The organism is Chitinophaga sp. CF418, from assembly GCF_900142925.1.
GTDB lineage: Bacteria > Bacteroidota > Bacteroidia > Chitinophagales > Chitinophagaceae > Chitinophaga.
Map to the genome: position 1 here is coordinate 43,069 of NZ_FRCN01000011.1, position 14,068 is coordinate 57,136.

General features: G+C 46.0%; 11 protein-coding genes. 5 read left to right on the top strand and 6 right to left on the bottom strand.

Annotated features, from left to right (window positions below; all coding sequences use genetic code 11):
• Positions 1–8: 8 nt before the first annotated feature.
• Positions 9–761 (bottom strand): SDR family NAD(P)-dependent oxidoreductase, encoded by a 753-nt coding sequence (locus tag F3I09_RS22920; protein ID WP_149697387.1) that lies wholly within the window; start codon positions 759–761, stop codon positions 9–11.
• A gap of 171 nt (positions 762–932) precedes the next feature.
• Between F3I09_RS22920 and F3I09_RS22925 the strand changes: the two genes are divergently transcribed.
• Positions 933–1,823, top strand: coding sequence for an NAD(P)H-binding protein (locus F3I09_RS22925; RefSeq protein WP_149697388.1), 891 nt, complete (start codon positions 933–935; stop codon positions 1,821–1,823).
• A 14-nt stretch (positions 1,824–1,837) separates the two neighbouring features.
• On the top strand, positions 1,838–2,752 hold the full coding sequence (locus F3I09_RS22930; RefSeq protein WP_149697389.1) for an AraC family transcriptional regulator: 915 nt from the start codon (positions 1,838–1,840) through the stop codon (positions 2,750–2,752).
• Between the two features lie 4 nt (positions 2,753–2,756).
• On the opposite strand, the gene F3I09_RS22935 is transcribed toward F3I09_RS22930, so the two are convergent.
• Positions 2,757–5,090: a glycoside hydrolase family 3 N-terminal domain-containing protein gene (locus F3I09_RS22935; RefSeq protein WP_149697390.1), complete on the bottom strand. Its 2,334-nt coding sequence runs from the start codon at positions 5,088–5,090 to the stop codon at positions 2,757–2,759.
• A 130-nt stretch (positions 5,091–5,220) separates the two neighbouring features.
• Here F3I09_RS22935 and F3I09_RS22940 point away from each other — a divergent pair, with 130 nt between their 5' ends.
• Complete coding sequence (locus tag F3I09_RS22940) at positions 5,221–5,967, top strand: NUDIX domain-containing protein (protein ID WP_149697391.1); 747 nt, start codon at positions 5,221–5,223, stop codon at positions 5,965–5,967.
• A gap of 22 nt (positions 5,968–5,989) precedes the next feature.
• On the opposite strand, the gene F3I09_RS22945 is transcribed toward F3I09_RS22940, so the two are convergent.
• The 3 genes from F3I09_RS22945 to F3I09_RS34630 all read right to left on the bottom strand — a co-directional run bounded on the left by F3I09_RS22945 (position 5,990) and on the right by F3I09_RS34630 (position 9,949).
• Positions 5,990–6,790, bottom strand: a complete 801-nt coding sequence (locus tag F3I09_RS22945; protein ID WP_149697392.1) for a hypothetical protein — start codon at positions 6,788–6,790, stop codon at positions 5,990–5,992.
• Positions 6,791–6,800: 10 nt separating this feature from the next.
• On the bottom strand, positions 6,801–9,668 hold the full coding sequence (locus F3I09_RS22950) for a hypothetical protein (RefSeq protein ID WP_149697393.1): 2,868 nt from the start codon (positions 9,666–9,668) through the stop codon (positions 6,801–6,803).
• A 146-nt stretch (positions 9,669–9,814) separates the two neighbouring features.
• Positions 9,815–9,949, bottom strand: coding sequence for a hypothetical protein (locus F3I09_RS34630; RefSeq protein ID WP_255479933.1), 135 nt, complete (start codon positions 9,947–9,949; stop codon positions 9,815–9,817).
• A gap of 180 nt (positions 9,950–10,129) precedes the next feature.
• Here F3I09_RS34630 and F3I09_RS22955 point away from each other — a divergent pair, with 180 nt between their 5' ends.
• Together F3I09_RS22955 and F3I09_RS22960 are read left to right on the top strand one after the other, a co-directional pair.
• A complete protein-coding gene (locus F3I09_RS22955; protein ID WP_149697394.1) occupies positions 10,130–11,089 on the top strand; it encodes a tetratricopeptide repeat protein in 960 nt (319 codons plus the stop codon).
• 46 nt (positions 11,090–11,135) lie between these two features.
• Positions 11,136–11,747, top strand: a complete 612-nt coding sequence (locus F3I09_RS22960) for a GNAT family N-acetyltransferase (protein ID WP_149697395.1) — start codon at positions 11,136–11,138, stop codon at positions 11,745–11,747.
• A gap of 85 nt (positions 11,748–11,832) precedes the next feature.
• Here the strand turns inward: F3I09_RS22960 and F3I09_RS22965 are convergent, their stop codons facing one another.
• A complete protein-coding gene (locus F3I09_RS22965) occupies positions 11,833–14,019 on the bottom strand; it encodes an alpha-N-acetylglucosaminidase (RefSeq protein WP_149697396.1) in 2,187 nt (728 codons plus the stop codon).
• Between the last annotated feature and the right edge of the window lie 49 nt (positions 14,020–14,068).

Consider the following 14,068-nt stretch of genomic DNA (forward strand, 5'->3'; position numbering starts at 1 on the left):
TTCGCTGCTTAAAATGGATAATGCCGCATTCCTCCATCCACTACAGCAACCGAACCTGTAATATACTTTGCCCTGGGCGACACCAGGAACACAGCCATATTAGCCAAATCCTGCGGCTCTCCGAAATCACCCAATGGAATCTCTCTTTCTGCAAATTGTCTCCGTTCATCCCCCGGAAAGAAACGACGGATATTATTCGTGTCGATAAGTCCTGGCTGCAGACAATTGATCCTGATACCATGCTTACCCAATTGTCCGGCAAGCTGTTTAGACCATACAACTATCGCCGCCTTTGCAACAGCAGAACCATTCACTGAACGCAACTCATAAGTACTGATCACATTCAGGATAGCCCCCAGCCTACGTTCCATAAAATGGGGTAAAAACTGTTGCGTCAGTTGCCGATGACGATCGAAATCCAGCGTCATAGCTCCTTCCCAATCTTCTTCCGATCCTACAACATCCATCGGAGCACTACGCCCTGTATTATTAACGAGAACGTCTACATGCCCCAGCGCCGACAACGCAGCTGCTGCGATATGCTGCGGTGCATCAGCTGCAACAAAATCCTGTACGAAAACCACAGGTTCTATCCCTCCTGCGGCCACTATTTCATCTTTTAAACTATTCAGCAGGTCCTCATTCCTCGCGGTGGCAAAAACCTTCACACCCTCTATTGCTAATTCCTTTGCTATCGCACGGCCAATGCCCTGACTGGCGCCGCTGACTACTGCCGTTTTTCCTTTTAAATACAAGTCCATATCTGATCGAAAAATTTCGATCAAAGGTATCTGATACTGATCAATTGCCGGATACCTACAAATTTGTTAGTACGGCTAGATAAGTACCCCGGTTTTGACTACAACAATATTAGATCCGGCTACATCCGTTCTTTTATCGCGGCTGACCTTTGTAGCGTAAAAATCAGCAACATGAAAATAATCGTAACAGGCTCCTTAGGCAACATCAGCAAACCACTCACAAAGGAATTAATACAGAAAGGTCATGCTATTACCGTTATCAGCAGCAACCCTGAAAAACAGCAAGCCATCGAAGCGCTGGGCGCTACTGCCGCTATCGGCTCAGTGGAAGATGCTGATTTTCTTACGAAGACATTCAGCGGTGCCGATGCCGTATATGTTATGACACCTCCCAACCACACAAAGACTGATGACCCAAGAGCATATTACCGGGAAACGGGCATCCAATATGCACAAGCCATCCGGCAGTCCGGTGTGAAGAGGGTAGTCCATCTGAGCACTATGGGCGCCCATCTGGATAAAGGTACCGGCCTCCTTCTTGGTGCTCACGATGTAGAGCAGGTACTGGGCGAATTACCAGGCATCTCCCTCACTAGCCTGAGACCCGGGTACTTCTACTACAATCTTTACAACTATGTACCGATGATAAAAGGCGCTGGCATTATCCAGGCAAATTATGGCGGAGAAGATAAGATCGTACTGGTATCACCGGCTGATATTGCTGCTGTCGCTGCGGAAGAATTAACCATTACCGGCACAGCAAAAAAAGTGCGGTATATTGCAAGCGATGAACGTACTGTCAACGAGATTGTCTACCTTTTAGGTACAGCTATCGGAAAGCCTGATCTGAAATGGGAAATATGCACGGATGAACAAATGCTGAATGGCCTGCAAAAGGCCGGCGTACGGCCAATTATTGCAGCCAGTCTCGTCGAGATGTATGCTTGTCTCCACAGCGGCGCCTTTGCTGAAGATTATGAGCAGCATAAGCCCATTACCCCCGGTAAGGTAAAACTGGAAGACTTTGTAAAAGAGTTTGCCACTGCTTTTAAACAAGGATGATAATGTCTTAAAGAATGAAGAACAAAGAACCACATCAACTCAAAACAATAAGCGACTATCACAGTTTCAGGGGCTTACCGAAGCCGGAACATCCCCTGATCAGCGTAGTAAACTTAGAAGCCGTAAGACAACTCCAGGATAATGAACCGAGAGGTCTTACGCAGCACTTCTATTCCATTGCATTGAAAAGAAATTTCACCGGCAAGCTGAAATACGGTCAGCAGGAATACGATTTCAACGAAGGTGTGATGTTCTTCATTTCTCCCGGACAGGTTTATTCCATCGAATCAAAAAAAGCATTAGAACACTCGGGATGGTTGCTGTTCTTCCATCCCGATTTCCTCTGGAATACACCGCTGGCCAAAACAATAAAGCAGTATGAGTATTTCAGCTATGCGGCCAATGAAGCCCTGCATCTTTCAGAAAAAGAGGAAGCCATCATTGCTGGCATCATTCAGCAGATAGAGCAGGAATATCACTCCAACATTGACAAATTCAGTCAAAGTGTGATCATTGCCCAGCTGGAATTATTACTGACCTATGCTGAGCGGTTTTATCACCGTCAGTTCATTACCCGTAAGATCAGCAGCCATAAAATTCTTACCAGGCTGGAAGCATTCCTCACTGCTTACTTCAACAGTGTTGATCTGATAAAAAAAGGACTGCCCACCGTTCAGTATATCGCCCAATCCTTAAACGTATCTCCTAACTATTTAAGCAGCTTACTGAAAGTGCTGACGGGGCAGAATACCCAGCAGCACATTCACAGTAAACTGATTGATATAGCCAAGGAAAAACTCTCTACCACAGCACTGTCGGTAAGTGAGATAGCCTACGAATTAGGCTTTGAACATCCTCAGTCATTCAGCAAGTTATTCAAAACAAAAACGAATCTTTCACCCTTGGAATTCAGGCAAACATTCAACTGACAGATCATTTCGTTCCTGCCAGGACTGATGACTGATGGCCATACTGCTTTGTCCGTTCATCGCTGATAACGCCTTTCCAGTTCAGCCCAAAACCAAAATCATAACGATGCCCGTCAGCATCGAGATGACATTCCATGTCAAAAGGAATGTCTTCTTTCTGCATTTCTACGGTATGCATGTTGGCCGGCATCTGCACTGGCAAGAGGCCGGAAGGTGCCTGTTTTCCGGAGATAATATCCAACACTGCCTGCGTAGATACGCCAAAGTTCAACACAATGCCATCTGCCTGCGATTCAAATTCTCTGAATACCATAGGCTTCGAAGCAGTCACAGAAACGATCACCGGCTTTCCTCTCATCATCTCCTTTGTATCGAGTATGGTTTGCAGGTCTGTGAAGTTGGCTGCCGTGACTGACTTATCCCTGTAAGAGCGGTCCATCACTGATGGATCAACCACAGGATCTCCGGCTGCAATACTTTTTTCACGGGCATCAGTAGCTGTATAAGTCTGGTATTGCAATGTAACAGGTACATAACCATTCCCGCCTTTCCTGCGGTCATTGCTGTCGTAACCTCCGGAAGGGCTCTGCGGACTGTTCACGAACACAATCGCAAAATCGGCGGCATTCGGATCAGTGGTTAAATTGTAATATTTCTTTATAGTATTCGTATCTACAGGGTATTCAAACTTCGCCGGATTAAAATTCCCCCACCAGTCCCTTGCAGCAGCAGTATACATTTTCGGCACATACACTGTTTTCTTTTGTTGCACAGGCAATACAGACTGATGATTCTTCAACAGGATCACTGATTTTACCTGCGCGTCATAACCCGCTTTCATAAAATCTTTGTTCCCTACCGTCTGCACACTTTTCTCAACATCGAGATAGGGATTCTCAAACAACCCTGTACGGAAAATGTTCCTCAGCAGGCGGACACCCGATTGCTCGAAACGTTCCCTGAATGCCTGTTCCCCGAAAGCTTTCACCCCCATTTGATACGCTTCAACAATAGGCTTTATATCATTGTTGCCGCCAAACTGATCTACACCCGCCAGCAGCACTTTGTAGTGTCTCTCAGCAACAGACAGCTTTTCAACGCCCCACGATTTTCCCGCAAACTGATCAGGCGTTTTTCCCTCATCCGCGGTAATTAACCAGTCAGTACAAACCACGCCATCGTACTTGTATTGGGTTCTCAACAGGTCAGTAATGATGTATTTACTGAACCCATTCCCCACGTTTTCCCTGTTCTTTGTATCTTGATTGTAGGAGATCGTATAATAAGGCATAACAGCCGCCGCCTGCAAGGTTTTCTCGTTCAGCTTCAGTGCACCATTTACGAAAGGGGCGATATGTTCCTGCAGGTTATTGCCTGGATACACGGCAAACTTTCCATATGCCCAGTGTGCGTCTCTCCCACCTTCCTCCGGACCGCCTCCCGGCCAGTGTTTTACCATTGCATTCACACTATGATATCCCCAGCCGTCTTTGATCTCAGCAGCTCCTGCAGAGGTCTGGAAACCATCAATATAAGCCCTTGCCATATCGGTAGCCAGCAGACTGCTCTCCCCAAAGGTCATGTTAATACGGTACCAGCGTGGTTCTGTTCCCAGGTCTATCTGTGGAGACAAGGCGGTAGTGATACCCAAAGCCCGGTACTCTTTTCCGGCAATCTCTCCAAACGCCCGCACTATTGAAGGGTCAAATGTTGCCGCCATGGCCAGTCCGTCGGGCCATAAAGAGATCTGGCCTCCTGCGCCCTCATTGAATTCAGTTGTTGCTGTAGCCATATGCCTGGGATCACTGCTGTTATTGGCAGGAATACCCATATCCAGTCCTTCGGCATAAGCCTGTACATTATTATTCCATTCTGCAGCTACAGCGGGCGACTGTAAAGAAGTGACCAATATATGCCGCAGGTGATCATTCTTCAGAAATGCTTTCTGCTGATCCGTCAGCTCAGAAGGCCGTACCCCGCTGTGCAGGAAGGTTTTTCCATTATAGGTACCCGAACGGAAGCCCATTTCCGCTGCCGGGATAGACTGATGAATACTATACAGCATCAACCCTGCAATTTGCTCTACAGACATCTTCCTCACCAGGTCTTTCGCTCTCTCATCCGCAGGAAGCCGCCAGTCCTCATACTTGTCCAGCTTACCGTTCCTGTTCAGGTCCTTGAACTTCAATCCGCCCACCGTCAGTATCTTCACCCCCGATGCAGGTGAATACCCTAATGTGGCTCCATTTTTATTATTGACAATTGTGAATTGGGTTTGCGCTGATACCCTTATGCCGGTACATGCAATAGCGAAGGCAATAAAAAGTCTGGCTTTCATGTCAGATGTTTCATAACGGTGAGAAAATATGTGGCATATCGACACAATTCCGGCATACATGCTTCATTGTATCATTTTGATACAATAATAAAAATATTCCCCCTGGACTCCAAATATTATATTTTTGGGTATGGATGAAATTTCACTGTTTGAGGAACGGAGCCAGGAGTTTTACAGGGATTATTTACCTCATGTATCCATTGATTGCGTAGTGTTCGGTTTCCATTCCAACACATTAAAAGTATTGCTGATCAGGATGAAAGGTCTGCAACACTGGGGATTGCCGGGAGGATATGTCGGCAAGGACGAGCATCTTAACGATGCGGCCATAAGGATCCTGAAGACCCGTACAGGGGCGGAAAAGGTCTTTCTTGAGCAGTTTAAAACATTCGGCAATGCGGGAAGATCAGAAACGGATCTCAGCTATCTGCCCGAATCAATATGGTTCAGACAGCGCTTCATCTCTGTCGGATATTATGCATTGGTAGATTATGAGCAGATCATTCCGGTAGTAGATGACATTTCCACTGACTGTGAATGGAAAAGTGTGCATGAACTGCCTGGTATGATGATGGACCATCGCCAGATCTACGAAGCAGCACTGGAAACCATGCGTTTCCAGTTAAACTACAAGCCCATTGGTTACAATCTTCTACCGGAGGAATTCACCATGCCTGATCTCCAGAAACTGTATGAGACCATCCTCGGTAAACCATTAAGCAGGGGCAATTTCCAACGTAAAATGCTCGGGTACGACATCTTTATCAAACATGATAAAGAACGAAAGGGAGGCGCGCATCGTAGCCCTATTTTATACAGTTTTGATCAGGCGAAGTATCAGGCCGCGTTGAAAACAGGACTAAAGGAAGCATGGTAAAAAGTTGGCAGGGAATGTCCTGTTATGCACTACCTTCATTAAACAAGCCATCCAACTCTTTCTCCCTGTAAAACTTATCCGCAAGACTAAACAACCACTCCTTCAATACCTGCAACGGGCTGTCAACGACTGCACCATGTGCCACTATTCTGTTATGCAACGCTGCAATCTTCCGCAATGCTTGCCCATCATGTTCACGCATCTGCTCCACTGTTTCATCAGTAATGAGTGCAAAGGCTTCCTGAAAACACGCTTTAAGAAAAGCATCAGCGTTATAAGCAGTTGTTGCCCCGATGTGGTTTGTCAAAAGCACTTCCGGATGATATACTCCCCACGCACAATACTGACCATTGCTAAAGAACAAGGACACTTCATTGGAAATGGCTATTTCCTGCAACTGCTCCACCTCCATGAATCTATCATCAAAACACAACAACAAATCTCTTTCTTCCTGATAATACCGGTACTCAAAAGGAATAAGCTCAAAGGCTGGCGCATCAGTTTCTAGCTGTGGAATACCAACTGTTTTCTCAGCTGTCTTCAGCAGATGTAAATTACCCGGATCCCTGTTCAGTTCAGGATAGTAAAAAGATACCGCCTTCAGTAATCCTGTACCGGCATCAAATGCCAGTGAGTCCGTTCTCGACATATGCAGCCAGTCTTCCACACTACCGATGGCGTCCATCATCTCTTTTTCCATGGCGTCAATACTCTGCTGCGTGCTAAGCACCATCATCAGGCTATCGGGCAATATCCTTGCCCTGGCAGGTATTTGCTGTCCATTTATGAATCTTACCGGAATATCTTCTGTAATACTAAACATGTCAATAAAATTATGGATATATTTTTGTTGCCGGAGGAATAAATCCTTTTTTCGCCGGTATTTTTCCTTCCGTTATTATCAGGTCTGTTACAGCTTCTCCCGCATCTTCCGCTTTACCACCTAATGCTGTAGCGCCACTTTCTCCTTTTACTCCCGATTTTCCATATGCGGTTATCACGTTACCCCTGGCGCTTTTTGTAGCTTCCATTACTACAATATCACCATCTTTAAGGTAGATCAGCCTTTCCCCATTCCTGGTTTCATATATCGCATCAGGGTTTGATATAATTTTCTGCACCACCTCATCCTTCATATTATGCGTACTGTCGCCATGATAATTAGAAGCCTTTTTGAACTTACCTTCTGCACCTACCTCTTCCATAATTTCTTTCGCCGTCTGCTTATTTTCTACCGTGAGGTCTGCCCGTCTCACCACCTTGTTCATGGCTTTTATTTCCTCCTCAGTTGCCTTGCCGGCCTTTTCAAATGCCTCCTTGAGTATATTCAGTTCATCCGGCGACAAGTCCTTCGCATCTCTCAGCAGCTTTTTAAGATTCCGGTCAAGCAGAAATTTCTCAAAGCTGTTAATACCCTTTTTTATGGCTTCATAGGCAATGACCGTCAGCCTTGGAAGCGCTTCCGCCGTACTGGTGATGTCATTCAAGCGACTCCCTATAGCCATGAATTTGTCTACAGATTCCTGCAGTGCCGCATCTGCTTTTGCTGCGCGGATGATATTCTGCCTGATCTTCGCATCCAATTCCGTCAATTGCGCCAGCGACTTTTCAAGCGTCACCACATCCTTGCTTTCATTGAATGCTGCTGTTGCTTTGGCAATAGGGCCGGCTGCCTTAAATGCCGCTGCCAGTGCTGCAGCATCGGCTCCTGCCCCCACTATAGCCAACACTACCCAGGTCAGCGATGGCTCTTTTGTCAATAGTTCTACATCATGTGCACTGACATCCAGCTTGTATTTCTCAATCTCCTCTTTGACCGCATAAGCGCTTAACGCCAATGAGCCACCAGCCGCCAGCAAAGCAGGTATACCTGTACCAAATGAAGCAACAGCCAATGCGATGCCAATCACTACGAAACAAACAGCTTTCAATATCCTGGCACTTCCCAGATCTTTGATCTTATCTTTGATGATCAGGTCATAGATGCTGCTGTCCGTAATGTCCTGCATCTGTATGGAAGCTCCGATCAATTTGTCCAGCTCATACACACGATCCGGATTGGCGTTTATATCTGCCCAGGTCTCATCAATGCTTTCCTTCTTCTTATCTATATAATCCTGCAACAGCTTTCTCAGTTCCTCCTTACTCTTCACGCGCGACAGCTCTTCATTTCTGAACGTGTCTTCTTTCATGAGCGGACTTGCAGAAGGTAGTTGCTGCATCACCTGGGTGCCTGCTGCATGTGCAGCACCAGCTTCCTCATTCAGTCTCATCTGCCTTTTCAGCTGCGCATCGGAAACGTTATCCTTTGTACCCAAAGCCATTACAGCCTGCATCCCTTTGCTGCTGGCCTCATCATAGTGTTTGCTGGCACCTGATTGGGAAATCTCTGTAAATAACCTGGTTATATAAGCATCGTCTGCCAGCTTCTTCTCTTCCTGAAACAATACATGCCTGTAACGTTGCAGGTGATCACCGGCTATCGCAATGGTCTCTTTTCTGAAAGCAGCTTCATAATTATCTACATACTTTCCAAACTCGTCAAGGCTCTTAAAACCATACGCTTTGAGAGATGCTGTTAAACGCTCTCTTTCATTTTCCTCCGCCTCTCTGAAATAATCATAATTGGGATCATGTACACCAAATTCATCCCTGGAAGGAGGCAAGGCTCCTCTCTTTTTGAACTGCCTGTATCTCTTATACAACTCCTCCAGTCCGAATAATTTCGTCTTGAGGGATTCCCGCTCCCCGCCTGCCTTGCGCCGCTCCTGCCTGGCTGCCATGTAAGCAGCAATAGACTGCTTCAATGCATCAAGATCCGTCGTTTCTAAATTGACCTTACTTTTATAATCCTCGAAATCAGCCGCAGTAAACTGGCTCAGTAAGGCAGCTATTTCACTCAGCTTTCCGTAGTTAGCAGGCACGAATGTCTGATCTGATTGCAGGAACGCCTTGATAGCCGGAGGCAGATCATTCAGTGTTTTCCGCTGCTGCATCAACTGATTCCGCAGATCATTCCACACAGCAGCCCGGCCTTTTTCACCAGGCTTTATTTTGCTACCCGGCGCTATACCGGTACTCTGATAATACTGCTTATCCGTCTCTTCATTGATAGCATCCCTGCTATCTTTATCCAGTTGCTTGTATTCCGCATCTCCGGCGCCATCTGCTTTTTCTGCAACGCCGTATTGCGTAAGCATCGACTTAGGCACTTTGAACAGGATCGTTTTGCCGATATGCTGACTAATGTTCTGATAGATCTCTGCTGTCCCTGTGCCTTGCCAGTCCAGGTTCAGTACTTTGTGGAATATGATCAGCTCTGCATAGCGGTGGAATTCCTGTTTCGACGCCGTTCCCGGAGGGATCTGTATCGGATAGCTTTGCCAGTCTTCTCCATCTCCTGGTTTTCGTTGAATGCTTGCCTGCAATCCTGCGCCCTTACGCTGAATACTATCATCCGGCGTAGCGGCAATGGGGCCTTTTGTACCTGCTACTTTATCCGCCACCTGGTCTGCCTCCTTCTCCAACGGATCATCCGTTTCAGCCTCCACCGGTTTTCGCTGCACCTTCGGCGAAAAAAAAGTAGGCGAATCCTGTTGTTCGGAATGCTCTTCTCCCTGCCTGGAGAAAAATGGTTCTTTGGAATCACTTTGCTGGTTGCGTACAGGAATTTTGGGGCTTTTCAAAAATCTCTGGGTCATAAAACAATCTCGGTCATAATTGGGATCAAAAACGGCACCGAAGATACTAAATAATCGACTTCAAATATTCAAACAACGTATGCGTATCCGGAAAAGCGTATTTCCCGCAATTCTCCTTTTCCGGATACGTAACAAGCATATATCTTTTAAGGGATGATCTGCCATAGTTCGGCATCATACTGGTTTTCAAACCATTGTTCCAGTTTAGTACCCGGCGTCCGTTTTAGACGGCTTTGAGATTCGTTTGAGATGGCTTTGAGCTTCGTTTCTCCTATGTCCATCTTACGTTGATCTTACGTTCATGAACGTAAGATCAACGTAAGATAAAGCCATCTCAAACGAACCTGTAACGAGTCTCAAACAAGGAGAGTCGTTCAGACGGGCAAGTTGTCTTAGTACAACACGCTGAATAACAAAGTCTGCCAAAACATTATATATTAGCATAATATTCATCCTTATATATGAAATTTATTATACTCCCGTTGCTGCTCATGATGACCTTATCTTCTGTTGCGCAGCTAAATAATCATCAGGCAGATTCCATTCTGTTAGGTCAGATCGAAACTCTTGTTGAGGCCAAAAAATATGATGAGGCGTTAGATGTCGTAAATCAACTGATCAGTATCAATAACACCAATGCAGAATATTTTGATCTCAGAGGGAGTTTATACATGCAAAAGCAAATAGGGGACACTGCTCTGTTTAATTTCAGCGCAGCGATTTTATTGGCGCCCCAAAATCCCTTGTTTTATTATCACCGGGCGCATATTTTTTATCTTATGCAGATGCCGGATGAAAGTATTGAAGACTACAATAAGGCGATAAAATATATAAACAATGACACCTTGAAATACGGGCTTATCTGCAACAGAGGAAATGCCAGGAAGATGAAAAGAGATTTCCAGGCTGCCTATGAGGACTATAAAATGGTACTCGATTTTGATTCAACCAATGTGCAGGCCTTGGTAAGTCTGGGCGGTGTGCTCGATGATCAGGGTAAGTTGCAAGAGGCCATCATGTACCTGGAAAAGGCCATTCGTCTGGCCCCGAATGAAGTTTCAGCTATCGGTAACCTTGGATTCCGTTATATGGATGTGGGCGATTATAAAAAAGCGATTAAACAGTTCAGCAGGGTGATCGAATTATCACCCGATGATCCACTTGCGTATAATAATATGGGATATGCAAAGTATAAAATGAATGATCTTAAGAATGCTTTGAAGGACATTCAGCATTCTATTAAACTGTACCCGGCGAATTCCTACGCCTACAGGAACAGAGCATTGGTATATCTCGCTATGAAAGAAACAGACAAAGCCTGTGAAGACCTCCAGCAAGAAATAAATCTCGGTTATACTCCCAGGTATGGGAATGATGTTCAGCAATTGATAGAAAAACACTGTATTTTGAAAGATCTCTGAACTTTTTAAGTAAAATTGGGCCCTGATAACCAACAACTTTCTCCTGATGAGAACAGCCACTTACAACGATAAAAAACTAATCATCGACATCCTGTCTGCGTCTTTCGACAGCAACATCAGCGTCAATGCCGTTATCCCGCAAGACGCCCGGCGGGCTTACAGGATCAGGGCCCTCATGGCCTATGCATTTGAGCAATGTTATACTTCAGGAACAATATTTATTAATCATTCCCACGATGGATGTGCATTAGTGCTCTATTCCTGGCAGGAGGTAACGAATCTCCGCTCCATATGGCAAAGCCTGCTGTGCACATTCCGTGGGCCCGGCATTTCCATGCTACCTTCCCTCCTGAAAAGACAAAAAAAGATCAGGGAAAAATACCCTTATGAAAGCTACGTATACCTATGGTTTATCGGCGTTTTACCCTCGCAGCAAAATCAGCATAAAGGCGCAGTATTACTTGACGCCGTCATCGATCATGCGATCGCTGTAAAGCATCCTATCCTGCTGGAAACATCTGTGCCGCGGAATGTCAACTGGTATCAAAGATCAGGGTTCGACCTGTATCAGACTATTGAAATTCCCCATCAGCTGTATTTTCTGAAAAAAGAATTTACTGCAAACACAACGCTCCTACGGAGTCTTTTAGATACATAAAAAAAGGGCCCCCGGAGTAAAGGGAGGCCCAACATGCAACCGAGTCGACGTCTCACGATCGCCCGGCCACAATAGCTTATGATGATCAGATCATTTTTCTATATTTTCCGTACAGTCTTGCCACTGTCTTCACCGCATCTCCCTTAGGCTGTGCAGCATATTTATCATGACTGTTCACCCATTTCCACTCAAATGCCCTTACCTGCGTTTCAAAAGCCGTTAAATCGGCCGTTTTACCGCTTTGCAGGCTGGACTCAAGCAATTTAAAGAACTGCTCCCAACGGGGCTTATAAAAGCCTTTAATGAGACCGTTCCACTGGCGATTGGAATACTCATGCAGCGGACTATCCTTATCACCCCACAGCGTTACCAGGTCTTTCGCATTGAACTCATACAGGTTACGCTCCGCGTCGGTGATACCATTGGCGCGCGCATCGCTTACCCATTTGCCCAGCAGGAAGCCCTCCTGGGTACCCAGTAAGGTATCCATATCATCCAGCAATGCTAAGAACTGTTTGCTGTATTGCTGAAAAGCAGCCAGGTCCTTCTGCTGATAGGCCGTAGCAACTTTCTGCTGTAATGGGCTGGCATAGTTGCCCAATACCTGTCTTGTAAGATCTACCAGGTCATACCTAAATCCGGCTGTAGGTTTTACCTGCGGAATAGCCTTTACAAACAAGTCCCAGGCAGGTACCAGTTTCGCCGGATCATAATTGAGCTTCGTTTTCACCCTGTCCGCCGCAATGTCCAGTGTAGGACGGGCTACGATAATAGACTCAGGTGCTCCTTCCGTTGGGCCGCCACTGTACACCGTATGATACAGTATCTGCCAGGCCTGGTCTATCAACTCATTATGTGTATTGTAACGTCGTCCGGCATAGGTTTTCAGCCATTCGTCCACGTTCAGCGGCTGGTCGCGCCATACATTGTCCAGCATCAGATGATATAAAGCCGGATTCTGTTCAATGCCTTCTGGCGTAAGACCTATACCCGCCATTTTACCGGAAGCAGGATTATGTAGTGCAGCGGCAGGGTTATGTGCCACTGAATCCATTCCTCCCCACATACCGGTATTTCCCCCAAAGTTATGTAACATATTCCATATCCACGGCTTTCCGTAGTATGCGTTTGTGTTATACCATACCGGGTGACTTTCACTGTACAGGTCCAGTACTATCATATTATCATCAGGAACCGCCTTCAGCAAGGCGCTGATCTGCGTTGGATGCCAGTAACTTGCGTTATAATGGAACATCCATCCCTGCATTACCCACACCGCTTTTGGATCTGCTGATGCCATGGAAGCAAATACTTTTTTGCTCATCGCATCCAGGAAACTGGAATCATTAGATGGCGGTACATTCTCATTAAAAGTATCTGCAGAATAAAAATGGTCTGTACCAAATGCCTTTGTCTGTACCTCAATGAAACGTTTACCGATCTTATCAAACATCGGGCTACCGGGGTCGAGGATGTAAACATCCGGAAATCCCGCATCCCAGTTGGTTTTCTTCACCGTCTCACCAGGGAATTTATCTTTGAAAGCCGGCGGTACATGCCCTGTAAAGGCTGGTAATACGGGCATCATACCCATGTTGCGTTCCGCCGCCAGTATCTTTTGCTGCAAAGCCTTATGACTGTCCTTCCAGTGTTGCGGAAGAGGACCGCCCCAGGCATCGATATTTCCCATCCACAACCAGGAGAAATAAGCCGGGCCGCTGAAGAATTTATCCAGCTCAGCATCCGTGAATCCCATCTCCTTATACACTTCCTGCCAGATGGCTTCTTCACCGGTAAGCGCCAATGGCATGTTAATACCATTCATCGCCATCCAGTCAATTTCCTGTTGCCATCTTTCCCAGTTCCACCAGCACATACTGTAGTTAAACGTACAGTAATTGATATAATAACGATACTTGTAAGGAGTGGCATGATGCACTTTCTCCGTCACTGTTGGCAATTTCACCGGCAATTGCAGGTTACTGCCATTCCAGGTAATGCTGCTGTTACAATAATTCTTCAGGTAATAGTTCAATGCAGATGCAATGCTAACGCCATTGTTACCCCGTAGTACGATATGCCCTGCCTTACTCTCTATCTCAAATACATCCCTGCCACTGTCTGCAGCCAGGTATTCAAAGGTAAAAGCAGCAGCCCTGTCTTTAACGATCCTTTTCAAAAATGCTTCCGTGGCTGTCTTATTTAACTGCGCCATGGCTGGCACACTCAGACCGCCCACCAATAAGGCAACAATGATTCTTTTCAATTGCATGAAGGAAAATTACTTTAAAGGAGATGGCTGAAATAGTGCAGCCATCTCC